The following is a 23,657-nucleotide window of genomic DNA, read 5'->3' on the forward strand; positions in this document are numbered from 1 at the left end:
CCTAGCCATCCGGCTCAGACGGGCGAGATCACGTTCGCGGCCAGCAGCCCCACGATGATGACGCCCAGGATGACGCGGTAGACCACGAACGCGGTGAAGTCGTTGGAGGCCACGAACTTGAGCAGCCATGCGATGGAGGCGTACGCGACGACGAACGAGATGACGATGCCGATGAAGGTCGCGACCCAACCGACCCCGCCCGGAGCCGCGATGTCGGACGCCGCGGACACGGCCTGGTAGCCGCCCGCCGCCACGAGCGTGGGAATGCCCAGGAAGAAGGACATGCGCGTCGCCGTGACCCGGTCGATGCCCAGGAACAGCCCGCCGGTGATCGTCGCGCCCGAACGGCTCACGCCGGGCACCAGCGACAGGCACTGGATGAGGCCCAGCAGGGCGCCGTCCTTCCAGGTGATGGTGTCCTCACCGCGCTCCTGCTTGCCCACCCGGTCGCCGAGGAACATGGCGACGCTCCACAGGATCAGGCCTCCGGCGACGAACCACAGGGAGCGGAGCGGGCCCTCGATGAGGTCCTTCAGCAGGAACGCGATCGCGGCGGTGACCGTGAAGCCCACGATGATCGCCCAGCCCATCTGGAAGTCGGGGCCGCGCTTGTCCTTGTCGGCGATTCCGGCGAACCAGCCGGTGGCGATCCGCACGATGTCGCGCCAGAAGTAGACGATCGACGCGACCATGGCGCCGATCTGGATGATGGCGGTGTAGGCGGTGACCGAGGGGGCGTCGATCGGCAGGCCCATCAGCTTCTCGACCACGGTGAGGTGACCGGTCGAGCTGATCGGGAGGAACTCCGTCACTCCCTCGACGATGCCCAGGATCACCGATTGCCACCACTCGAGCATGCTCAGACCTTTCGTTCGTTCGCTCCGTCCGCGTACGCGACCGGGCCGGGGGTCAGCGTAGCCCGCCGCTACGCTGGCGGCCATGAAGGCTTGGCAGCGCCCCGACGTCCCCACCCTCGCCACCGACCGGCGTCTTCCGCGGGTGGTCAACACGGCGACCGGCGAGGTGGTCGAGGTGGGCCCGGACCTCGAAACAGGGAGCGGGGTGGCACGCCTGTACGTGTGCGGCATCACCCCGTACGACGCCACCCACCTGGGGCACGCCAACACGTACGTCACCTTCGACCTGCTCAAGCGCACTTGGATGGATGCCGGCCTGGAGGTGCTCTACACCCAGAACGTCACCGACGTGGATGACCCGCTGCTGGAGCGCGCCGAGGCGACGGGGGTCGACTGGGAGGACCTGGCGGCCGAGCAGGTCGAGTTGTTCCGGGAGGACATGGAGGCCCTGCGCGTCATCCCGCCCACCCACTACATCGGGGCGGTCGAGTCGATCCCGCTGGTGCTCGACCTGATCCACCGCCTGATCGAGTCCGGGCTGGTGTACCAGCTCGACGACCCCGAGCACCCCGACTGGTACTTCGCCTCCACCCAGGTGCCCCACTTCGGACGGGTCTCGGGCGTGGACCGCGAGGCGGCGCCGGCGATCTTCGGCGCGCGTGGTGGGGATCCCGACCGCCCCGGCAAGCGCGACCCCCTCGACTGCCTCGTCTGGCGCATGGAGCGCGAGGGCGAGCCCGCCTGGGATTCCGAGCTGGGTCACGGACGCCCGGGCTGGCACATCGAGTGCACCGCGATCGCGTTGGCCTACCTCGGTGAAACCTTCGACGTGCAGGGTGGCGGCAGCGACCTGGCGTTCCCGCACCACGAGATGTGCGCCGCCGAGGGTCGCGCCGCGACGGGAGCGCGGTTCGCGAAGGCATACGTGCACGGGGGCATGGTCGGCTACCAGGGCGAGAAGATGAGCAAGTCCAAGGGCAACCTCGTGTTCGTCAGCAAGCTGCGCGCCGCCGGGGTCGACCCGATGGCCATCCGCCTCGTCCTGCTCGCCCACCACTACCGCAGCGACTGGGAGTACACCGACGCCGACCTCAAGCGTGCCCAGGAGCGGCTGGCCGCCTGGCGGTCCGTCGTCAACAACCCGACCGCGTTCCCGGCTGACGAGACCATCCGGGCCATCCGGGACGCGCTGCGCGACGACCTGGACGCCCCGTCGGCACTGGCCGCCGTCGACACCTGGGTCGCGGCGTCGGCGTCCACGGACTCCGACGAGACCGAATCCGTCAGCCAGGTGCTGGCGGCGGTGGACGCGCTGCTCGGGGTGCAGGTGCGGTCTCGGTGACCGGGACGCCCTGACGAGCCGCACCTGGTGCGGCAGTCTGGCTGCGGCCGACACACTCACCGGCCCGTCCGCGAGGCCCTCCTGGGCCCTGACCACCCCACCCAACCGAGAAGCGGAAAAGCATGCGCATCGTGACTGCCGTCCTGTGGACGCTGTTCGCCCTCCTCCAACTCGTCCTCGTGGCCTCCGTCCTGACGAGGAACATCCTCATCGCCATCCTGTTCGCGGTGGCGGGACTGGCCCTCCTCCTCGGCCTGTTCCGCCGTGCCGACATCGTCTTCCTCGTGGGCGTCGTCGCTGCGTTGGCCGCGCCGATCGCCGTCGGCCTGACCGGCCTCGAGCCGTTCGAGCTGATCCACCACGTGGTCCGGTGGGCCATCGTGGCCTGGTTGCTGGCCCTGTGGGCGCGCTACTGGCGCAAGCCCGCACCGCTGGCCGCCACGGCCTGACCACACGCAGGAACTGGCCCGATCGCTTCGGCGGTCGGGCCCGTACGTCGGTTCTGTTCAGGCGAGTCCATCGAGCACGCGCGCGTGCGGGTTGGTGGGGTCAGCTGTGGTGGGACGACTCGCGAGTCGGCTTGACCTCGGAGACCTCGGAGCGCGCCCTCGCGAGCGTGCGCCAGCGTCCGTGACGGAAGCAGAGCACCAGGAGCAGCGCGCCACCGGCCATACCGAGGCCGATGAGAGGCCATGAGCCCTCGATGCCCAGGGGACCGCCCGTCAGCCATGTGGGTCCGACGAGCTGGCTCTGCAGGAGCCCCCGGCCGGTCTCCGTGCCCGAGACCGTGATCCCGAAGACGCCGGCCTGGACGGCGTTCCAGGCGAAGTGGATGCCGACGGGCATCCACAGGCGGTCGGTGAGCAGGTAGGAGGCGGTCAAGAGCAGCCCCGCCGAGAGCGTGATCGCCAAGCCCCCGGTCCAGCCGGCGCCGGGGTTCATCGAGTGCGTCATCCCGAACACGATGGCGGTCACCAGAACGGCGACCAAGGACCCGAACCGGGCGTTCAGGAGGCGGAACACGACGCCACGGAAGAAGGCTTCCTCGCCGAAGGCCGCGCCCAGGCCCATGGCGATGCCGGAGATGAACCCGAGGTGCCACCCGGCGTCGATGACGTGGAAGGAGCCGGCGAACGCGACGATGGCGACCCCGAGGGTCATCAGCACCGCGCCGATGATCGCTCCCCAGGCGAGTTCCCGCAGGATCCCTGGCCGGCGGAAGATCACCGCGTGGTCGCCCGGTGCCATGGCCCGGGTCATCGCCCAGTAGGCGGCGGTGGCCAGGGCGGCGTACAGGAAGAAGAAGACGGTGGACGGCACGGGGTCGGCCACCAAGCGGGACACGGCGCTGTCGACCGAGGGGGAGCCGATCAGCAGCGGCATCGTGAGGAGGGCCGCCGTCACCTGGGCGGCCACGTAGAGGACGGCGCCGACGACGGCTTGGGCCAAGGCGTGGTCACCGCCGGGGAGGTGGGTGACGCGCGTGCGCGTCAACGGAGAGGTCAAGGTGGGGGGTGTCACGTCACGAGGGTAACCCGCGCACGCCTGCGAGTCCGACCCGGGACCACCGGCGGGCCCACGTTCCGTCCGCTGGTTGGCGGTCACCATCGACGGGCCGCGTGGGTAGAGTCCCTCTCTGTGAAGACGTTCGAGGAGCTGTTCGCCGAGCTGACCGAGAAGGCGGCAACCCGCCCCGAGGGGTCGGGCACCGTGCGCGAGCTGGATGCCGGCGTCCACTTCATCGGCAAGAAGGTCATCGAGGAGGCTGCCGAGTCGTGGATGGCCGCTGAGTTCCAGTCCGACGCCGAGACGGCCGAGGAGATCAGCCAGCTGCTGTACCACGTGCAGGTGCTCATGATCGCTAAGGGCCTGACCCTCGACGACGTCTACCGCTACCTGTGAGAGGCCCTGACGTGAACGACCGTCCCCTGCTGCGCATCGCCGTCCCCAACAAGGGGTCCCTGGCCGAGGCGACCCACGCCATGCTGACCGAGGCGGGCTACAAGCAGCGCTCCGACTCCAAGGACCTCGTCCTGCTCGACGAGGCCAATGGCGTCGAGTTCTACTACCTCCGTCCGCGCGACATCGCGGTGTACGTGGGGGAGCGCACGCTCGACCTGGGCGTCACCGGCCGGGACATGCTGCTCGACTCGGGCGCCGAGGCGAACGAGGTGCTCGCCCTCGGCTTCGGCGGCACCAAGTTCCGTTTCGCGGCTCCCGGCGGCAGCGCCTGGTCGCCCGCTGACCTCGACGGCAAGCGCATCGCGACGTCCTACCCGGGCCTGCTGGGCGCCTGGCTGGCCGAGCGGGGCCTCAAGTCCCGCCTGATCAAGCTCGATGGTGCGGTGGAGTCCGCGGTCAAGCTGGGCGTGGCGGACGCCGTCGCCGACGTCGTCGAGACGGGCTCCACGCTCAAGCGCGCCGGACTGGAGATGTTCGGCGAGCCGATCCTCATCTCCGAGGCCATCGTGATCCAGCCGGACGGTGTGGACCGCCACCCGGGCCTCGACCTGCTGCTCCGCCGCCTAGCCGGGGTCATGACGGCCCGCAACTACAAGATGGTCGACTACAACGTCTCCTCGGTGAACCTGGAGCGGGCGACCGCCGTGACGCCCGGCATCGACAGCCCGACCGTGTCGCACCTGGCCCGTGAGGGCTGGTTCGCGGTGCGCGCGATGATCCCGGCCAAGGACGCCCCGATGATCATGGACGAGCTGTGGAACGTCGGCGCCGAGGGCATCCTCGTCACCGACATCGCCGCTTGCAGGCTCTGATTCCCGTGGAGTGGGAGTTCGAGGCGCACCCGCACATGATGCGTCGTCAGGCGTCCATCTGGACGATCGTGCTGGGTGGTGGTGCGCTGTTCGGCTGGTTCATGCTGCCGGCCGAGATCCGCGCCCTGTTCACCGCGTTCCAGGTCGCCACGCTGGCCTTCTTCGTGGCCTTCATGCTGGGCATCGTGTGGGCGGTCGCACTGGGGTACGTCAAGGCCGGACCCCAGGGCATGAAGTTCCGCAACGGACTCAAGACCCATGAGGTGCCGTGGTCGCAGGTGGAGTCGATCCGCTACCGTCCCGCCGACCACTGGGCCTTCGTCGAGTTCACGGACGACTCCGACAAGGCCCTGTTGGGCATCCAGCGGTCGGACGGCCCGCGCGCCGACCAGCAGGTGGCCGACCTGCGCGCGGTCGCCGCGAAGTACCTGCCCGCCGCCGGCTGACCACGTCCTCCCGGGACAGCGGCGCTCAGTTGATGCCGCGCTTGCGGAGGAGCTCCGCGATCTCGTCGAACTCGGCGTCGCTGCCCGCAGCCTGACCCTTCGGTGCAGCGGGGGGTGCCGGCGTCGCGGCGGGGGCGCTCGAGGCCGGACGGGCGGTGACGGCCGGACGGCCACTCCCGGCGACCTTCCCCTTCGAGCGATCGGCCTTGGCGGCGGCGCGGCGATCCTTGAAGGACTCCGATGGGATCAGGCGGCTGCCCAGCACCAGCAGCGCGGACAGGCCGGTCAGGACCGCGCCCACCCACACCAGGGGAGTGAACCGCAGGGCGCCACCCCAGGCCGCCAAGGTGTGCCAGGCTCCCTCGGCCGCGGGGCCGAGGCCCAGGAAGTAGATCCCCAGCGGCAGGAGCGAGAGCCCGATCCACCAGAAGACCGTCTTCACCTGAGCGCGCGACCAGATCAGCGCGGTGATGACGACGAAGACGAGGGTCAGTACACCTGCGACGACCAGGTGGAGCACGTTGGGGTCCATGCGACCAGAGTACGGGCACCGCGGCGGGAGGGTTTGGGGGCTTGCCCCGGTTGTGGGACGGTGGGACCCATGAGGACCCTCGGACAACCCAACGCCGCCTTCGCGGGCGACCACGGCCACCCGGACCCGGAACTCCGGGCGATCCTGGCCGAGGCGTACACCGGGGGCACCCATTACCACCGCGCCATCGCGGCCCTCTGCACCGCGCGGTTGCTCCTCCCGATCGTGGCCGCGGGCGACGAGGGCGAGCCGGGGTCGGGGCCGGACCCTGATCGTCACGCCGAGATGGCGGCCGTCCTCGTCCGGTCGGACGCCGGGGCCACGGCCGTCCCGGTCTTCACGGGCATCGACTCCCTGCAGGCCTGGAAGCCGGACGCCCGTCCGGTGCCCTGCACGCTCGACGACGTGGCGGCCACGGCCATCGAGACGAAGTCGACCGCCGTGCTGATCGACCTGCCGGGCCCTCACCCGCTGGTCATCGAGGCCGCGCTGATCGAGGAGCTGGCCCAGGGGCACCGCCTCGTCGAGTTGCCGGATGGGGGCTTCGGTTGGATGTTCCTCGACCGGGGCGACGAGGCCGCGAGGGGACACGACAGCGGCCACACGCACGACGGCCCGTAGGGGCGCGGCGGCACGAACGCAGCGGTCCCGCCCGGGAGAACCCCGGACGGGACCGTTGTCATGTCCGCTCGGTCAGGACGTGGCCTTCGTGAACGTGTCGTTGACGAGCTTCGCCGAGCCCTGGGCGGTCGCGTAGTTGATCTGGCCGCCCTGCATCCAGATCTTCTCCATCTGGTCGATGGTCGCCGGCTGCGGGGCCAGCTTGGCGTCGAACGAGTACTGCGGGGTCGCCTTCACGACGGCGACGTCCTGGTTGGTCGCCTTCGCGAGGATCGCAAGGTTCTCCTCGCTGGTCGCCCCGTCGCTCTGGAGGTCGGCGGCGCCCTTGGCGATGGCGTCGAAGAACTTCTGCGCCGCGGGGGTCTTGGCGAAGTCAGGGCCGTACATCAGCCCCGAGGAGCTGACGCCCTTGGCCGGGACGCCGATGAGCGTGCCGACCTTGTCCGCCAGAATCCGGCCCGACACGGGGGCGGACGCCAGCGCCGCATCGACGGCGCCGGTCGAGAGCGCGTTCGGCATGTCGGGGGTGGAGAGGTTGACGATCTCAACGTCCTTGAGCGTCAGGCCCTCCTCAGCAAGGATCGACGCCACGAGGAAGCCACCGGTGGCGCCGGGGCCGCCCGCGGCGGCGATCTTCTTGCCCTTGAGGTCGGCGACCTCGGTGACGGCGGCGGATTCGTACGCCTTCTGGCCGGCGATGAGCATGGTGGGCGACTTCTCGGGGTCACCGGTGTTGATGCCCATCGAGCCGACGACCTGGAACTCGAGTCCCTCGTTGCGGGCGTTGAACATGCCCGCGGAGAAGCCCGCGGCCAGCGCGTCCAGCTTGCCGGAGGCGAGCAGGGGGATGGCGTCCTGGCCGGACTTGACGGCCTCGAGTTCCACCTTCAGGCCCGCGTCGGTGAAGTAGCCCTTCTCCTGGGCGATGTACAGCGGGGAGAACAGGGTGGACGGCAGGTGCGCGACCTTGACCGTGGTCGTCCCGCCCTGCTGCGGGGCGCTGCCGGACGCCGCGGGCGTCCCGCTCCCGGTGCCGCAGCCGGCCAGGGCGAGGCCCAGGGCGACGACGAATGCTGCGATGCGCTTCACGAATGCTCCTTCGGATTCTGTGGTGAGGGTTGGCGGACGGGGGTCAGGACACCCGGCGTCCGCGGCGCCAGGGCAGGGCCCGACGCTCGAGGTAGGCGAACAGGGCGGTGAGGCCGGCGCCCAGCAGGGAGACCATGACGAGACCGACGTACATCTTGTCGGGCATGAACAAGGTCCAGCTGTTCCAGATGAGGTAGCCCAGGCCGGTGTTGGAGGCGAGCATCTCCACGGCGGTGATGACGATGACGCCCGTGCCGACGGCCACGCGGAACCCGGCGAAGATGTAGGGGAGTGCCCCGGGCAGGATCACGAACCGGAACCGGTCCAGGCCCCGGGCGCCGTAGGCGCGGGCGGCCTCCAGCAACTTCGCGTCGATGGCGTGCACCCCGGCCACGGTGTTGATCTGCATGATGAAGAACACGCTGATGACCACCGACAGGACACGGGGCGTCTCGGTCAGGCCGAAGATGAACAACAGGATCGGGAGGATGGCCACCTTCGGTAGCGCGTAGAGCGCCGAGAAGGTCGGGCCGAGGGCCGCGTTGAGCGCGCGGGAGGTGCCCATCAACAGGCCGACCGCCACGCCGAGCAGGCCGCCGATCGCACCACCGGCGGCGAGGCGGGCCAACGTGGCCAGGGTGTGCTCGCCCAGCGAGCCGTCCGCCGCCATCGTGGCCGCTTGGTCCGCCACGTCGGACGGCGAGGAGAAGACACGCACGTCGATCCAGCCGAGCCGTGAGGCGACTTCCCACAGCAGGAGCAGGGCGACCGGCGTCCCGATCGCCAGGACGAGGTCGCGGGTGCGGAGGCGGCGCTCGGTGGCGCGGACGTCGAGCGCGGCGGCCTCGGTGCGGACGATGCGGTCGCTCATGCGACTTCCTCGCTGGCTCGGACGTCGTCCTTCAGCAGGCCCCAGATGCGGTGGCGCAGTTCCATGAAGGCAGGGTCCCGCTCGATCCCGACGGTGCGCGGGCGCGGGAAGGGGACCACGAGGTCCTCGGTGATGCGCCCGGGGCGCTTCGACATCACGATGATGCGGTCCCCCAGGAGGATCGCCTCCTCGATGTCGTGGGTCACCATGAGGACGGTCTTGCGCTCGGACTGCCACAGCGCGAGCAGTTCCTCCTGCATGAGTTGGCGGGTCTGGGCGTCGAGGGCGCCGAGGGGCTCGTCCATGAGCAGCACGGAGGAGCCGGTGGCGAACGCGCGCGCGATCGCCACACGCTGGCGCATGCCGCCCGACAGCTGGTGGGGGTAGTGACCGGCGAAGGACGTCAGGCCGACCCGGGCGACCCAGTCGCGGACGCGCTCACGGCGCTCGCTGCCGGCGACCCCGGACATCCGCAGGCCGAAGCCGACGTTCTGCTCGACCGTCATCCACGGGAACACGCCGTGCTCCTGGAAGACGAAGGCCTCCGGGATGCGCTCGCCCCCGCTGCGTCCGACCACCGAGCCGGAGGTCGAGGACTCCAGACCGCCCATGATGCGCAGCAGCGTGGACTTGCCGCAGCCCGACGGACCGACGATGCAGGTGAAGGAACCGGGCTCGAGCGTGAGGGAGACCCCGTCGAGTGCCCAGACCGGGTCGGCCCCGGAGAAGAACACCTTCGAGACGTCCCGTGCCTCACGATTCGCCACCCCTGCCATGCACCCTCCCGGTTGATCCGTGCCGTCAGGCCTGTCACCCTAGGCGGTGGCGACGCGGCCGCCGCAACGGACCCACATCGTGGTCCCGACAAGCCAGGGAGTGTGAGAAGGTCCCGATTGGGCGTGGCGGGGCCCGTCGGCTACAATGAAACGGTTCGACCTCCCGTCAGGGTGGTCCGTGGCAAGTGGAGTCGCCAAGCTCCCACCCGCATCAGCATCCTGATCGGGTCCAGGTGCCCTCGCCTCGAGCGGGGTGAGTGCCGTCGGCTTGGGCTTCCGTGTGCTGCGGAGGCCCTTTTCGTTTGGTCGGCACCACCACCACGAACCATGGAGGAACACATCAGCACCGAACCGCGCATCAACGAGCGCATCCATGTGAACGAAGTCCGACTTGTTGGCCCCAACGGCGAACAGGTGGGCATCGTGCGCATCGAGGACGCCCTGCGCCTGGCTCGTGAGGCGGACCTCGACCTGGTCGAGGTAGCCGCGCAGGCCCGTCCGCCGGTCGCCAAGCTCATGGACTACGGCAAGTTCAAGTACGAGTCCGCGCAGAAGGCGCGTGAGAGCCGCAAGAACCAGGCGAACACCGTCATCAAGGAGATGAAGCTCCGCCCGAAGATCGACGAGCACGACTACGAGACGAAGAAGGGCCACGTCGTCCGCTTCCTCAAGGCCGGCGACAAGGTGAAGATCACCATCATGTTCCGAGGTCGTGAGCAGAGCCGTCCCGAGCTCGGGTTCAACCTGCTCAAGAAGTTGGCAGACGACGTGGCCGAGGACGGCGTCGTCGAGAGCCAGCCGCGCCAGGACGGCCGCAACATGCTCATGGTGCTGGCCCCGACCCGCAAGAAGGCCGAGGCGCGTGCGGAGGGGGAGGCCGCCAAGCAGGCCCGCATGTCGGAGCGACAGGCGAACGCCGAGGAGGAGGCGCGCCAGCTCGCCGAGCACCGCGCCGCCGAGCAGGCGACGGCCCAGCCCAAGAAGCAGAGCCGCCGCAACGAAGCGCTCGACCCCGACATCGACCTGTAAGAGACACGGGACCTCGACGCGGCCCAACCGACGTCGGACCCACGAACGCGAGTTCACGAGAGAAAGAGAGCGGCGCCATGCCGAAGATGAAGACGCACTCCGGTGCCAAGAAGCGTATCCGGGTCACCGGCAGCGGCAAGCTGATGCGTCAGCGCGCCGGCAAGCGGCACCTCAACGAGCACAAGCCCACCAAGCGCACCCGTCGCCTCAGCAACGACGTGCTGCTGTCCCCGGCCGACACCCGTACTGCTCGCCGCCTGCTCGGCAAGTGACCCGCTGACCCGACTTTCGTAACACACAAGGAGAAACACCATGGCACGCGTCAAGCGCGCAGTGAACGCGGCGAAGAAGCGCCGCGAGGTGCTGGACATCGCGTCCGGCTATCGGGGGCAGCGGTCGCGCCTCTACCGTAAGGCCAAGGAGCAGGTGCTCCACAGCTACACGTACAGCTACGCCCACCGCAAGGACAAGAAGGGCGACTTCCGTTCGCTGTGGATCCAGCGCATCAACGCCGCCGCCCGCGCCAACGGCATGACGTACAACCGTTTCATCTCGGGCCTCAAGGCCGCCGGCGTCGAGGTCGACCGCAAGATCCTCGCTGACCTTGCCGTCACCGACGAGAACGCGTTCGCGCAGCTCGTCGACCTGGCCAAGGCCAACCAGCCTGCGGCCGCCTGAGGTCACACTCGAACGCCGAGCGGCAGCTCCCGGGTCCACTCCCGGGGGCTGCCGCTTCCGTTCCGGTCGGGTGTGGCAAGGTGAACCTTGGACGATGTGAGGATGGAAAGCGATGACTGACCGGATTGAATTGGACGAGCCCAGCCAAGCCGTGCTGCGCGAGGCACGCAGCCTGCTCCGCCGCAAGGAGCGGAAGGAGAGCGGCGAGTTCCTCGTGGAGGGCCGGCAGGCCGTCCGTGAGGCGCTCAGGACGCCCGGCGTCGTGAAGTGCCTGTTCGTCCGGTGGGCCTCCGTCCACGACAACCTCGACCTGGTCGACCTGGCACGTGACAACGATGTCCAGGTGTTCGCCGTGAGTGAGCAGAACCTCGCCACCATGTCCGACACGGTCACGCCCCAGGGCGTCATCGCCGTGGCCCGCAACATCGACGTCACCCTGTCGGAGGTGCTGGGCACGCGGCGAAAGGATCCCTGCCAGGAGAAGAAGAAGCACCAGCGCAAGGACGTCGCCCTCATCGTCATCTGCGCGCAGATCCGTGACCCCGGGAACGCCGGCACCGTGATCCGTTGTGCGGACGCCTTCGGCGCCGATGCGGTCATCCTGAGCACCGACTCCGTGGAGGTGTACAACCCCAAGACGGTCCGCGCCAGTGTGGGCAGCATCTTCCACCTACCGATCGTGACGGGCGTCGACCTGGAGCAGGCCATCGGCGCGTGCCGCGCCGCCGGGATGCAGGTGCTCGCCACGGACGGTGACGCCGGTGTGGACCTGACCGACCTGGACGACGAACTCGCGCGCCCGACCGCTTGGGTGATGGGCAACGAGGCATGGGGCCTGCCGAGCGAGCACCTCGCGCTGGCCGATTCCACCGTCGCGGTCCCGATCTACGGCCACGCCGAGTCGCTGAACCTGGCGACGGCCGCCGCGATCTGCCTGTACGCCTCGGCGTCCGCGCAGCGCGCTTCGAACTGACGCTGCACGGAACTGACGCGGCACGGAACTGACGCCGCACGACTGACGTAGGAGGCGGGGGAGACCCGCGCCTCGACCACGATCGACAAGGAGGGCCCATGTCGGGGCCGAACGACAATTACGACCCGAAGCAGGTCGCCGCGCTCAGCGCGGAATCCCTGGGCGCCATCGTCGCGGACGCGCTGGCGGCGTTCGCGGCGGCGTCCGACAGTGCGGCACTGAAGGAGGCGCGCCTGGCCCACGCCGGTGAGCGCGCCCCGATCGCGCTCGCGAACCGCGAGATCGGCGCCCTGCCGCCTGCCGCCCGCAAGGAAGCGGGCCAGCGCATCGGCGCCGCCCGCGCCCGCATCACCGAGGGCTTGGCCGCCCGCCAGCTCGAGGTCGAGACCGCCGAGCTGGAGCGGGCCCTGGTCGAGGAGACCGTGGACGTGACCCTGCCCGTCGCGCTCGCCCCCGAGGGCGCGATCCACCCGATCACCGGCCTGATGGACCTCATGGGCGACGTCTTCGTCGCGATGGGGTGGGAGGTCGCCGAGGGTCCCGAGGCGGAGGCCGAGTGGCTCAACTTCGACGCCCTGAACATCGGCGCCGACCACCCGGCGCGCGGCGAGTCCGACACCCTGTTCGTCGCCCCGCACGACAGCCACGTGGTACTGCGCACGCACACGTCACCGGTCCAGATCCGGTCGCTGCTCGACCGGGAGCTGCCCGTCTACGTGGTCTGTCCCGGCAAGGTGTACCGCGCGGACGAGTTCGACGCGACCCACGTCCCGGTCTTCCACCAGATCGAGGGCCTGTGCGTCGACAAGGGCATCACCATGGCGCACCTCAAGGGAATGCTGGACCACCTCTCCCGCGAGATGTTCGGCGACATCCGGACGCGCTTCCGCCCGAACTACTTCCCCTTCACCGAACCGAGCGCCGAGTACGACCTTGAGTGCTTCGTCTGCCACGGCGCCTCCGTCGGCAACCCTGACGCCCCGTGCCGCACCTGCCACAGCGAGGGCTGGATCGAGTGGGGCGGCTGTGGCGTCGTCAACCCGCGCGTGCTGGAGGCTGCTGGCATCGACTCCAGCGTGTACTCCGGCTTCGCGTTCGGCATGGGCATCGAGCGGACGCTGATGTTCCGCAACAGTGCCGCCGACATGCGCGACATGGTCGAAGGGGATGTCCGGTTCTCGAGGATGCTGATGGGAGAAGCACGGTGAGGGCAACCAAGAGCTGGATCGCCGAGTACGCGGACCTGCCCGCCGGGCTGGACGCCTGGCAGTTGGCGGACGCGCTCGTGAGCGCGGGCCTGGAGGTCGAGCAGGTCGAGAGCATCGGCGGGGACGTCACCGGGCCGGTTGTCATCGGGCGCGTCGTCGGTTTCGTCGAGGAGACGCAGAAGAACGGCAAGACCATCCGCTGGTGCCACGTCGACGTCAGCGCCGAGCACGCACCCGAGTCAGCTCCCGGCCCGCTGGTCAAGGGCGACGAGGTCGCCCCGCTGCCGGGCGGGTACTGGCCGCGCGGCGTCATCTGTGGCGCGTTGAACTTCGTCGCGGGCGACACCGTCGTCGTGGCGCTGCCGGGGGCCACCCTGCCCGGCCCGTTCCCCATCGGGTCGCGCAAGACCTACGGCCACGTCTCCGACGGCATGATCTGCGCCGAGGACGAGCTGGGCCTGGGCGAGGACCACCACGGCATCATGGTGCTCGGCGACACCGACGAGAACGGCAGGCCGTGGGTCCTCGGCGCCCCCGCGCTCGAGGCGATGGGGGTCGCCGACGAGGTCCTCGACATGCCGGTCACCTCGGACATGGGCCACTGCCTCTCGGTCCGTGGGCTGGCGCGGGAGGCGGCGCAAGCACTCGGCGTCGGTTTCCGTGACGTCATCACCCACGAGACCCCGGCCCCCATTCAGGGGGGCCATCCGGTGGTCCTGAAGTCCCAGGCGTGCCCGCTGTTCGTGGCGCTGACGATCGAGGGCTTCGACCCCGCCGCCGAATCGCCCGGCTGGCTGAAGCAGCGCCTCGCCGCCTGCGGCATGCGCTCGATCTCGCTGAGCGTCGACATCTCCAACTACGTGATGCTCGAGACCGGCCAACCGAACCACTGCTACGACGCCGACGCCCTCCAAGGTGCGATCGTCGTCCGCCAGGCCAAGCAGGGCGAGCGGATCACCACCCTCGACGACGTCGTGCGCACCTTGGACGAGGCCGACCTGGTCATCACGGATGACCGGGGGCCCATCGGCCTCGCCGGCGTCATGGGTGGCGAGGACACCGAACTGCGCGACACCACGACCCGCATCGTCATCGAGGCCGCCAACTTCGACCCCGTGACCATCGCGCGCACGTCGCGCCGCCACAAGCTGGGTTCGGAGGCGTCGCGTCGCTTCGAACGCTCGGTCGACCCGGGAGCGGCCTACGGCGCGGCCCGCCGCGTGGCCGACCTGCTGGTCGAGCTGGGTGGAGGACGCCTGGTGGCCGAGACCGTCGCGGGCGAGGTCCCGCCGATGCCGGTCACGACCATCGACGCGGACCTGCCCGAGCGCATCCTCGGCATGCCCGTTCCCGCGGACCGCGCCGTCGACATCCTCACGGCCTCCGGCGTCACGGTGGAGCGGACCTCGGCGGCGGGGGACGGCGAGACGCTCACCCTGACCCCGCCGACGTGGCGCGCGGACCTGACCGACCCGTACGACTACGTCGAGGAGGTCGGCATCAAGGTCGGCTACGAGCACCTGCCCTCGATCGTTCCGCCGGCCCCGGTGGGCCGCGGCTTCACCGAGGAGCAGAGGCTCCGTCGCGCCATCGGCCGTGCCCTGGCCACCGCGGGTTTCGTCGAGGTGTTGACCTTCCCGTGGTCGTCGGCCGCCGACGCGGACGCGCTGGGTCTGGACGAGGACGACCCGCGTCGTCGCACCGTCGCCCTGAGCAACCCGCTCGCCGAGACGGCCCCGCTCCTGCGGACGTCGATCCTGCCGGGGCTGTTCGGCGCCGTGGCGCGCAACGCGTCCCGCGGCGCCGACGACCTCGCGCTGTTCGAGGCCGGCCGCGTCTTCTTCGCGTCCGAGACCGGCGAGGCGGCACCGCTGCCCGCCGTGACCGGCCGACCGAGCGACGACGAGTTGGACGCCATCGAGCGGGCTCTCCCGTGGCAGCCGCGCAACCTCGCCGCGGTCGTCACCGGCTCGTGGTTGCCGGCCGGGTGGCAGGGCGCTGCGGTGCCCGCGTCCTGGACCCACGCCATCGCGTTCGCCGACGTGGCCGCACGGGTCGTCGGGGTGCGCCTCGAGCGCCGCGCCGCCAGCCAGGCGCCGTGGCACCCGGGGCGCTGCGCCGAGTTGCTCGTCGGCGACACCGTCGTCGGCTACGCCGGTGAGGTGCACCCCAGCGTGGTCAAGGCGTTCGACCTCCCGGCGCGGACCGCGGCCGTGGAGCTCGACCTCGACCTGCTGGTCTCGCTGTCGCCGGGTGCCGGGACCCTCGTCCCGGTGTCAGCGCACCCGGTGGCGAAGGAGGACATCGCCCTCATCGTCGACCAGGACGTGCCGGTCGCCGACCTGCAGGCCGCCGTCGCCGACGGTGCGGGAGAACTGCTGGAGTCCGTGCGGCTGTTCGACATCTACCGGGGCGCCCCCGTGCCCGACGGGATGAAGTCGGTGGCCTTCGCGTTGCGCTTCCGGGCGTCCGACCGCACCTTGACCGACGCGGACGCCGCGGCCGCGCGGGACGCGTCCGTGGCCGCCGCCGTCCAGCGATTCGGGGCCCAGTTGCGCGCCTGACCGGTCCCACGCGACGGGGCTTCGGCACGGTGTGCGACGATGGGGGCGCCATGTCGCTGATTCCCTTCCTGCCGCCCGACGGCACCGCCGACCCCGACGACCTCGAGAGCGGCTTCGTCGCGTGGGCCACAGGAACTGGGCTGAGCCTCTACCCGCACCAGGAGGAGGCGCTGCTCGAGCTCCTCACGGGCTCGAACGTCATCGTCACCACCCCCACGGGCTCCGGGAAGTCCCTGATCGCGGCCGCGGCGCACTTCACGGCGTTCGCGCAGGGCCGGCGCACGTACTACACGGCCCCGATCAAGGCCTTGGTCAGTGAGAAGTTCTTCGCGCTGGTCGACACGTTCGGCGCCGAGAACGTCGGCATGGTCACGGGCGACGCCTCGGTGAACGCGGACGCCCCGGTCGTGTGTTGCACCGCCGAGATCCTGGCCAACATCGCCCTGCGCGAGGGCCGGGACGCCGACGTCGGCCAAGTCGTCATGGACGAGTTCCACTTCGTCGCCGACCCGGACCGCGGCTGGGCGTGGCACGTTCCGCTCGTGGAGCTCCCGCAGGCCCAGTTCCTCATCATGTCCGCGACGCTCGGCGACGTGTCGCGCCTGGCCGCCCAGCTCGAGGACGCCACCGGGCGGGACACCGCGGTGATCGGCGGCGTCACGCGTCCGGTGCCGTTGAACTACACGTGGTCGCTCGACCCGATCCACGAGACGATCGGCTCCTTGGTCGCGACCCACCAGGCGCCGGTGTACGTCGTCCACGGCACGCAGGCGGCCGCGGTCGAGCGCGCGCAGGCCCTGCTCAGCCAAGGGGTCCTGGACGCCGAGCGCCGGGCCCCGCTGGCTGAGGAGCTCAAGGGCTTCCCGTTCGCTCCCGGCTTCGGCCAGACACTGAACAAACTGCTGCGTGCCGGGATCGCCGTCCACCACGCCGGCATGCTGCCGCGTTACCGCCGCCTGGTCGAGCGGCTGGCCCAGCGCGGGCTCCTCGCGGTGATCTGCGGCACGGACACCTTGGGCGTGGGCATCAACGTGCCGATCCGGACGGTCCTGTTCAGCGCGCTCACCAAGTTCGACGGACGTCGCCAGCGCGTCCTGCGGAGCCGCGAGTTCCACCAGATCGCCGGACGTGCCGGACGCGCCGGGTTCGACACCGTCGGCTACGTCGTCGCCCAGGCGCCCGAGCACGAGGTGGAGAACGCGCGCATCCTCGCGAAGTTCGCTGACGACCCGAAGAAGCTTCGTTCCGTCCGCCGGAAGCAGCCCCCCGAGGGCTTCATCAACTACACCGAGGCGACGTTCACCAAGCTGATCGAATCCCAGCCGGAGGAACTCCACCCGCGGCTCACGCTCAGCCATGCGATGTTGCTCAACCTGCTGCAGCGTGACGAGGACACCGGTACCGCCGTCCTCCGCTTGGTCGACTCGGTGCACCCGGACGCGGGCACCCGCCGACGCCTCATCAGGCGCGCCGCCCAGCTGGGTCGTTCCCTCATCCGGGCGGGTGTGGTCGAGCGCCTCGCGCACCCGACCGAGGGCGGACGCCGCTACGCCCTGGCCGTGGACCTGCAGCGCGACTTCGCCCTGAACCAGCCCCTGTCCGCCTTCGCGCTCGCGGTCATCGAGACGTTGGACACCGCTTCACCCGAGTACGCGCTCGACGTGGTCAGCGTGATCGAGGCGACGCTGGAGAACCCGATGGTGATCCTGCTCCAGCAGCAGTTCATCGCGCGCGGGGAGGCCGTCCAGGAGATGAAGGCGGACGGGCTGGACTACGACGAGCGCATGGACGCGCTCGACGAGGTCACCTACCCGCAACCGCTCGCCGAACTCCTGGACCACGCGCACCGCGTGTACGCGAGCGGGCACCCGTGGCTCGCCGAGACGCCCGTGAAGCCCAAGTCGGTCGTGCGCGACATGTACGCCCGCGGCATGACCTTCGGGCAGTTCGTGGCCCACTACAAGGTCCAACGCTCCGAGGGACTCCTGCTCCGCTACCTGTCGGACGCGTACCGCGCCCTCCGCCAGACGGTGCCGGAGTCGGCCCGGACGGAGGAACTCGCCGACATCATCGCCTGGCTGGGTGAGGTCAACCGCCTCACCGACTCCTCGCTCATCGACGAGTGGAACAAGCTCGCCAGCCTCACCGGCGGCGAGGTCGTCGCCCTCGACGAGGCTCCGCCGCCGAGCCGTCCGGTGACGGGCAACGAGCGGGCGTTCCGCGTGCTCGTTCGCAACGCGATGTGGCGACGGGTCGAGTTGATGGCCGACGACAACCTCGACGCGCTGGCGTCGCTGGAGACGGGGCAGTCGGTCGTCATGACCCGGCAGCACTGGGACGACGCCCTGGGTGACTACTGGGACGAGCACGACGAGATCGGGACGGACGCCGACGCCCGGGGACCGAAGTACTTCGACGTCACCCCGGGGAAGGCCGGGCGGACGTGGCAGGTGCGCCAGATCATCGCAGACCCCGAGGGCAACCACGACTGGGCGCTGCACGCGTGGGTCGACCTCGATGAGTGCGACGACGCCGGTGACCTCGTGTTGCACGTGACGGACTTCAGCCGGCAGGACTGACCTGGTGCCCCTCGGGAGGTCACGAAGGCAGCCCGGGGGTGGCAACGGGTCCGCCATGCGGGCCCAGTGACATCGCGCCTCCGAGTCAGGTCGTCGCGTCGGCGTCCGCCTCGGCCTAGACGCTCGTCACCCCGCCGACACGCCCGCCATCGGATCCACGCTCACCCCACGCCCAGGTATGAAGCCACATCACATCGTTACCCGGGGCCTCCAACCGAGGATCGGCGAGCACATCGGGCAGGCGACCAAGAGGAACGGCCAATCAAACTTGCTCACCACCCCCAACTGTGGTCGAGACGAGGTGTGCCTGTTTGGTCACATCGGCGCCCTCATGGGCCGATCGGCGTCGGTCTCCTTGACCCATCTTCTGGTGAGCGACAGCATCGGTCTCGTTGCCCATGTGCATCGCCATTCATCGCTGAACCTCTCCAGACCACCCATCTCCTCGTGATGATCAAAGGAAAACCTTACGAGTGACAGGCTCCTCAGGCCGAAACTCACATGAGAACTGAACCATCCGTTTACCTCAAGAAGAGAGCAGGATATGAATAGGGGCATTCTCCTGATCGGATCACTCGGAATTGTCATCGCCATTGCAGCCATCCCCGCTACCGCTGCGTCAGGAGCTGATCCTCGAGGCGTCTCGCTGCTGGAGAGAACCAATCCTCACATTTCAAAGAAGGTTATCGATCGGTTTCCAGAGCACCTCAAGAAGACCGACATCCGGATCTCGCCGGAGATCACAGTTGACACCCCCCTCGCGTACGCGGAGGATGGCAAGGCGCTGGAGGGTCAGACGAAAGAACAACAGGCCGCAGTTGCGAGTTGCCAGAAGGGCTTGGTGGTACCGGGCTATCAGGTTGACTACGGCACACGCATTGCTGCGGCCTGCGGGTACATTGGCTCATACGTCACGTCAACCAAGAGGTACAATTTCTGGCGTGATCCCATCTCCAGCGGGGTGGCCTGCTTCCAAGTAGAGGCCTACTACGATCCAATCCCTACCCCTGCCTACGATCCCAGGCCGTACTGGGCCTCGGGTCCGTGCAGTTCGGGTTCGACTGCTTCTGGAGTTACAGTTCCGTGGGGTCGTGTCGCCGCACTGCCCGCGGTCAGGGGAAGAACCGCGAGCGTTGGTGTCGGGTGGTCCGGCCTGTTCGAGTGATGAGGCAACCACCGGAAGACGAGATCACGGTAATGCGAAGGAGAGGTCTACCCAACGTGACGCATCGGACCCAGTCCTGGCGCCGTGAAGGACGCCTGCTCATCATTGCAGCGTCGATCCTCATCATCACCCATGCGGCAGCGACGATGGGGCATCTCCTCGTTCAAGAGATCTCTCCGGCGCAAGGGTGGGTGCAGCCTCTCTTGCTGCTTCTCAGTTCGGCCATTGCGGTTGTCCTCATGACTGCACCGGCGCTGCTGGTCGTGGGCCTACTGCTGCTTCGCTGGGCGGCACTCGAAGATGAGACCCACGGTGGCAAGGACCGAGTGAGCGCTGAAGACGATGAAGATCTGCGCCAAGCATGACTGGCGTTTGTTGCCAGACCAGTGGGAGGGGAGGACATCAGCCGTGTTTGCGGTGGCGTCGGAGGTCGAAGCGATCCCTGATGCCACGCCAGCTGAGATGAGGAGCGGCTTCACTGCGGCCAGCTGCCGGACCCAGCTGACAACGACGGTCGAAAGTTAGGTGTAGTTGCTCATGACGTTGGTGACACCAAGCTCATGAGCCGCAACAGTTAGGTCACTGGCGCCGGTCGAAAACTAGGCCACCTGACCACGATTGGACGGGTGATCTCGTTGGAAGACTGGGCACTGGTCAGGCAGCTGCACCGCAGTGGCGGGTTGTCGCAGCGGGCGATCGCGAAGCAGTTGGGGCGGTGAGTGCTTGATTCCGGACCAAGAGCCCCAAGGGTAGGATTCCCTGGAGATTGGGAACGGAATTGATGGCCCCGAAGAAGTTCAGTCCTGAGTTCAAGTCCGAGGTGGTGCGGGCGGTGATCGAGTCGTCCCGGACGATCGCCGAGGTGGCCCGCGAGTTCGGCGTCGGCCCTGAGACACTGCGCAATTGGGTGAATGCGTACCGGCCTGAGCACGCCGACGAGACGCCCGAACTGAACGAGAACGAACGCCCCGAGTTGGCCCGGTTGCGGAAGGAGAACCGCGAGCTGAAGGCGGAGCGTGAGTTCTTGGGAAAAGCGGCGGCTTATGTGGGTGATGTCTGTCAAGCGGGGGTTTGATCGAGGCGTTCGAGGAGGTTGGTGTAGACCTCGGCGCGGCGGGTTTGGCCTTTGGCGCAGGCGTCGTCGCGTTGGGCTTGCAGGGTGGGGCGGTGTTCGATGGTGGTGAAGAACATGGTGCAGGACTCGCAGATGGTTTCGTAGCGGCAGTCGAGCTCGATCGGGCGGGCGCAGTAGCCGTTGCCGAGTAGACGCTTGCTTACCTCAGCGTGCAGGCTGGTCATGGCTGGTCCGGCCGCGTCGGCGGGTAGGCGCACACCTGTTGCGCGCTTGGTGCCGGTGGCGCTCTTTGCGACATCTGTCGTGGTGGGTGTGGTCGTGGCGTAGAGGGACTCGATCTTGCGGGTGACGTTGAAGTATTGGTCGGCGACGGTGCGGTCCCCGATCCGGGCGTAGACCATGGTCATGGACAGGTCAGCGTGTCCGAGCAGAGCGGCGATGGCTTCCAGGCTCATGCCGCGGTTGATGGCTTGGGTGGCAAGGGTGTGACGCAGTTGGTGGGGGTGGACGTGGCCGAGCCCGGCACCGGATGCGGCCTTCGCGACGGCCTTGTCGATGCGGGTCGGTGGGATCGGGCGGCCCCGGTCGAGTAGGAGCAGGTCGCTGGCCTGCCAGTCGGGACGGTCGGCGAGCCAGTCGTCGATCAGGGTCTTCAGCTGCGGGTCCAAGGGGATGTACCGGTCGTTGTGGAGCTTGCCGATGGGGGTGCGCAGCCAATAGCCGGTGCCGATCTGGACGACGGCGTCGATGGTGAGGCCGAGCAGTTCACCGCGCCGCATCCCGGTACGGGCCAGGGTCTGCACGATGAGCCGGTCGAGTCGGTTCGGCAGTGCTCGGGCGGCAGCCATGAACGCGGCTGCCTGGGCGTCGTCGAGGAACTTCGGAAGTGGCTTGTCCAGGCGGGGACGGTCGTCGCGGTACACGGGTACCCGGGCGGGGACGTCGTCGTAGCCCCACTCGATGATCCGGGTGAAGAACGAGCGCAGGTGGCCCATGCGCATGGCCAGGGTCGTCTTGGTCAGCGGCTTGCCTCGGTGTCCCGGCCGTGCTGCGAGCCAGGTCTTGTAGCCCTCGACGTGTGCGCGATCGATGTCCGCGACCCGCACCACCAGGTGAACGTCGCCGTCGCCGCCGGGATCGGTGCCGTGCTGGTCGGCGCTGTGGTGGTGGATGAGGTAACCGGCGAACTGGCGGAGCGTGGTGTCGAACAAGGTGACCGACGCCGGGCGTAGTGACAGGGAGCATTGATGCAGGTAGCGACGCATTGTTGCGGTCATGACCGGGGCGTGGGCTTCGAGGTGGTCCCAGTCGACTTCGGCGACGGGCCGGTGAATCCAGCGTCGTCGCTTGTCCGGGGAGGGTGCTTGGCCACGGTGATGCATGAGCGCGTCGAGCCCGAACAGTGGGGTGGACAGTGACTTGTGCGGGATGGCGTCCTTGCCTGCGGTCACGGACTCGAAGAACACTGTTCGTGCCCGCTGGTAGGCGGCGGGGGTGAGCGCGTCGGGACCCGTACCGGCGATCACGGCAATGCGGGACAGGTGGGTCCACATGCGGCCGATCTCTTTGTCGCAGAACCCGAGCTGAGCGGCCTGGCCGTTGAACCGGTCGTACTGGTCGGGATAGGCGGTACGCAGGTAGACGCCCCAGCGGCATCCAGACCCCGTCACGAAGGCAGGATCGACACACAGGCCAGTCGCCACAGCAGCGTGGGCGGCAAACGACATGACCTCGCTTCGTACGGCCCGCCGGGTCATGACGTCGGCCGCGTTCCAAGCGGCAAGAGTGGTGAAACGCCGGTCGAACCCAGCCACGCCCTGGCGGCGGGTCTGGCGGGCTGCGGGCGTCGCGCCGGCCGCGATGTACGCGTCCGCGAACCAGCGCAGCACGTCGACCGCCTCAGCCACAGCACGGTCCGGCGATGACGTCGGCGCCGGGGACGCACTCACTGGGCCTGTAGAGGGGGTCACGACACCGCTCCGTTGTTGTCGTAGATGTCGGCGAGCACGGTCATGGCGTCGCGATACTGGTCGGCGAGCCAGTCGTTGGACAAGTGCAGGTAAAGGCGAGTCGTGTCGAGGTTCGCGTGCCCCGCCTGGGCCTGGATTGCTTCCAGGCTCATCCCAGCCTCACGCAGGCGAGTGAAGCACGTATGACGCAACTCGTGGCACGTCGCATGAGCGAGCCCGGCTCGGCGGCGGGCTCCGGCGAGGACCTCGTCAAGCCCCGCCGCCGTGAGCGGACGACCCCGGTTGGGGCCCTTCAACACCACGAACACGCGCTCGCCGTCGCCGTCGCGTGGCCGCTCGAGGGACAGGTAGGCGTGTAGGTGAGTGAAGAACAACGGATCGACCGGGACGATCCGTTCGTGACCGCCCTTGCCCGCACAGATGAACACGCGCTGGTCGCCTGGCTGGATATCGGTGAACCGCACGCCGAGGACTTCGCAACGCCGTAGCCCGGCGCGCAGCATGAGCGTGACCATCGCCAGGTCCCGTTGCGTGCGCAGCGCGTTCGTCAGCGCGACGGCCTCACCCGGAGCGAGGATGCGCGGCAGACGCTTCGGGGCCCGGACCAGCGGTGCCCCTCGCAGCGACCGTGTCCTAGGGGTGATCGATCGCGGGACGGGCTGGCGCTCGCACACGCCACGCGCGATGAGGTAGTCGAACAACGAGGTCACCGTCGCCAACCGGCGCTTGATCGTGGAGGCCGCCAACCCCTGCTCGCCATCGGACAGGCGCACCACGTTCCCACCACGTCGTGGCTGGCGTTGTGCCTCGATGAACGCCAACACGTCCGCAGTCCCCACGGCCAGCGGCCGCTTACCCACCACGGTAAAGAAGACCTTCAAGTCGAAAGCCTGCGCCGTCACCGAGTTCGGACGCAGCCGCGCCGCAGTGAACCGCAGATACTCATCCAACAGCGCGTCACCCAACTCGGGAGCGGCGCCGCGCGAGCGGGCAAGGACAGGCACGAACAACTCCATCAACAGCTCCAGCCACGAGAACGACGACCACATCGTCGACCCCGTCACGAACCGCCATCCACCCGGAGTCGAGATCACCTACATATCAAGCC

General features: G+C 68.9%; 24 protein-coding genes. 16 read left to right on the top strand and 8 right to left on the bottom strand.

All coding sequences use genetic code 11. The features are described 5' to 3' along the window. Positions 1-14 precede the first annotated feature (14 nt). Positions 15-857, bottom strand: coding sequence for an undecaprenyl-diphosphate phosphatase (locus tag AC5YDV_RS01810; protein ID WP_496181891.1), 843 nt, complete (start codon positions 855-857; stop codon positions 15-17). Positions 858-939: 82 nt separating this feature from the next. Between AC5YDV_RS01810 and mshC the strand changes: the two genes are divergently transcribed. Continuing rightward, positions 940-2,199, top strand: coding sequence for a cysteine--1-D-myo-inosityl 2-amino-2-deoxy-alpha-D-glucopyranoside ligase (mshC, locus tag AC5YDV_RS01815; protein ID WP_496181892.1), 1,260 nt, complete (start codon positions 940-942; stop codon positions 2,197-2,199). 122 nt (positions 2,200-2,321) lie between these two features. Continuing rightward, a complete protein-coding gene (locus tag AC5YDV_RS01820) occupies positions 2,322-2,648 on the top strand; it encodes a hypothetical protein (RefSeq protein WP_496181893.1) in 327 nt (108 codons plus the stop codon). Positions 2,649-2,748: 100 nt separating this feature from the next. Here the strand turns inward: AC5YDV_RS01820 and AC5YDV_RS01825 are convergent, their stop codons facing one another. Next, on the bottom strand, positions 2,749-3,720 hold the full coding sequence (locus AC5YDV_RS01825) for a CPBP family intramembrane glutamic endopeptidase (protein WP_496181894.1): 972 nt from the start codon (positions 3,718-3,720) through the stop codon (positions 2,749-2,751). Positions 3,721-3,837: 117 nt separating this feature from the next. On the opposite strand from AC5YDV_RS01825, the gene AC5YDV_RS01830 reads away from it, so the two are divergent. From AC5YDV_RS01830 to AC5YDV_RS01840, 3 genes are read left to right on the top strand one after another with little or no spacing between them, the layout of a single operon-like run. Beyond that, positions 3,838-4,101: a phosphoribosyl-ATP diphosphatase gene (locus AC5YDV_RS01830; protein ID WP_496181895.1), complete on the top strand. Its 264-nt coding sequence runs from the start codon at positions 3,838-3,840 to the stop codon at positions 4,099-4,101. A gap of 26 nt (positions 4,102-4,127) precedes the next feature. Then, the gene (gene hisG / locus AC5YDV_RS01835; protein WP_496181921.1) at positions 4,128-4,973 is read left to right on the top strand and encodes an ATP phosphoribosyltransferase; all 846 of its coding nucleotides are present in this window, start codon (positions 4,128-4,130) and stop codon (positions 4,971-4,973) included. 5 nt (positions 4,974-4,978) lie between these two features. After that, positions 4,979-5,419, top strand: a complete 441-nt coding sequence (locus AC5YDV_RS01840) for a PH domain-containing protein (protein ID WP_496181896.1) — start codon at positions 4,979-4,981, stop codon at positions 5,417-5,419. Positions 5,420-5,444: 25 nt separating this feature from the next. On the opposite strand, the gene AC5YDV_RS01845 is transcribed toward AC5YDV_RS01840, so the two are convergent. After that, positions 5,445-5,951: a hypothetical protein gene (locus AC5YDV_RS01845; protein WP_496181897.1), complete on the bottom strand. Its 507-nt coding sequence runs from the start codon at positions 5,949-5,951 to the stop codon at positions 5,445-5,447. 69 nt (positions 5,952-6,020) lie between these two features. Here AC5YDV_RS01845 and AC5YDV_RS01850 point away from each other — a divergent pair, with 69 nt between their 5' ends. After that, positions 6,021-6,572, top strand: a complete 552-nt coding sequence (locus AC5YDV_RS01850) for an SseB family protein (RefSeq protein WP_496181898.1) — start codon at positions 6,021-6,023, stop codon at positions 6,570-6,572. A 72-nt stretch (positions 6,573-6,644) separates the two neighbouring features. On the opposite strand, the gene AC5YDV_RS01855 is transcribed toward AC5YDV_RS01850, so the two are convergent. The 3 genes from AC5YDV_RS01855 to AC5YDV_RS01865 are packed head-to-tail and all read right to left on the bottom strand — an operon-like array spanning position 6,645 to position 9,299. After that, positions 6,645-7,661, bottom strand: coding sequence for an ABC transporter substrate-binding protein (locus AC5YDV_RS01855; RefSeq protein ID WP_496181899.1), 1,017 nt, complete (start codon positions 7,659-7,661; stop codon positions 6,645-6,647). 43 nt (positions 7,662-7,704) lie between these two features. After that, positions 7,705-8,532, bottom strand: a complete 828-nt coding sequence (locus AC5YDV_RS01860; protein ID WP_496181900.1) for an ABC transporter permease — start codon at positions 8,530-8,532, stop codon at positions 7,705-7,707. Continuing rightward, positions 8,529-9,299: an ABC transporter ATP-binding protein gene (locus tag AC5YDV_RS01865; RefSeq protein WP_496181901.1), complete on the bottom strand. Its 771-nt coding sequence runs from the start codon at positions 9,297-9,299 to the stop codon at positions 8,529-8,531. Before AC5YDV_RS01865 ends, AC5YDV_RS01860 begins: the two co-directional genes overlap by 4 nt. A 336-nt stretch (positions 9,300-9,635) precedes the next feature. Between AC5YDV_RS01865 and infC the strand changes: the two genes are divergently transcribed. The 10 genes from infC to AC5YDV_RS01915 all read left to right on the top strand — a co-directional run bounded on the left by infC (position 9,636) and on the right by AC5YDV_RS01915 (position 20,579). Continuing rightward, complete coding sequence (gene infC, locus AC5YDV_RS01870) at positions 9,636-10,337, top strand: translation initiation factor IF-3 (RefSeq protein ID WP_496181902.1); 702 nt, start codon at positions 9,636-9,638, stop codon at positions 10,335-10,337. A gap of 77 nt (positions 10,338-10,414) precedes the next feature. Continuing rightward, entirely contained in the window at positions 10,415-10,609 is a 195-nt protein-coding gene (gene rpmI, locus AC5YDV_RS01875; protein ID WP_496181903.1) for a 50S ribosomal protein L35, read from the top strand. 40 nt (positions 10,610-10,649) lie between these two features. After that, complete coding sequence (gene rplT, locus AC5YDV_RS01880) at positions 10,650-11,015, top strand: 50S ribosomal protein L20 (protein ID WP_496181904.1); 366 nt, start codon at positions 10,650-10,652, stop codon at positions 11,013-11,015. Between the two features lie 112 nt (positions 11,016-11,127). Next, complete coding sequence (locus AC5YDV_RS01885; RefSeq protein WP_496181905.1) at positions 11,128-11,988, top strand: TrmH family RNA methyltransferase; 861 nt, start codon at positions 11,128-11,130, stop codon at positions 11,986-11,988. 98 nt (positions 11,989-12,086) lie between these two features. Beyond that, positions 12,087-13,196, top strand: coding sequence for a phenylalanine--tRNA ligase subunit alpha (gene pheS, locus AC5YDV_RS01890; RefSeq protein WP_496181906.1), 1,110 nt, complete (start codon positions 12,087-12,089; stop codon positions 13,194-13,196). Then, positions 13,193-15,760 carry a phenylalanine--tRNA ligase subunit beta gene (gene pheT / locus AC5YDV_RS01895; protein WP_496181907.1) on the top strand — a complete coding sequence of 856 codons (2,568 nt, stop codon included), beginning with the start codon at positions 13,193-13,195 and terminating at the stop codon, positions 15,758-15,760. The genes pheS and pheT overlap by 4 nt, the downstream gene beginning before the upstream one ends. A gap of 50 nt (positions 15,761-15,810) precedes the next feature. Continuing rightward, on the top strand, positions 15,811-18,339 hold the full coding sequence (locus AC5YDV_RS01900) for a DEAD/DEAH box helicase (protein WP_496181908.1): 2,529 nt from the start codon (positions 15,811-15,813) through the stop codon (positions 18,337-18,339). 544 nt (positions 18,340-18,883) lie between these two features. Next, positions 18,884-19,504 carry a hypothetical protein gene (locus tag AC5YDV_RS01905; protein WP_496181909.1) on the top strand — a complete coding sequence of 207 codons (621 nt, stop codon included), beginning with the start codon at positions 18,884-18,886 and terminating at the stop codon, positions 19,502-19,504. Positions 19,505-19,560: 56 nt separating this feature from the next. Continuing rightward, positions 19,561-19,869: a hypothetical protein gene (locus AC5YDV_RS01910; protein WP_496181910.1), complete on the top strand. Its 309-nt coding sequence runs from the start codon at positions 19,561-19,563 to the stop codon at positions 19,867-19,869. A 416-nt stretch (positions 19,870-20,285) separates the two neighbouring features. After that, positions 20,286-20,579 (top strand): transposase, encoded by a 294-nt coding sequence (locus AC5YDV_RS01915; RefSeq protein WP_496181911.1) that lies wholly within the window; start codon positions 20,286-20,288, stop codon positions 20,577-20,579. On the opposite strand, the gene AC5YDV_RS01920 is transcribed toward AC5YDV_RS01915, so the two are convergent. Both AC5YDV_RS01920 and AC5YDV_RS01925 read right to left on the bottom strand, forming a co-directional pair. Next, positions 20,564-22,486, bottom strand: a complete 1,923-nt coding sequence (locus AC5YDV_RS01920) for a tyrosine-type recombinase/integrase (RefSeq protein ID WP_459018334.1) — start codon at positions 22,484-22,486, stop codon at positions 20,564-20,566. The two genes, AC5YDV_RS01915 and AC5YDV_RS01920, sit on opposite strands and share 16 nt — an antisense overlap. Before the next feature lie 59 nt (positions 22,487-22,545). Further along, complete coding sequence (locus AC5YDV_RS01925) at positions 22,546-23,598, bottom strand: tyrosine-type recombinase/integrase (protein ID WP_463644791.1); 1,053 nt, start codon at positions 23,596-23,598, stop codon at positions 22,546-22,548. Between the last annotated feature and the right edge of the window lie 59 nt (positions 23,599-23,657).

The organism is Propioniciclava sp. LT432, from assembly GCF_059515965.1.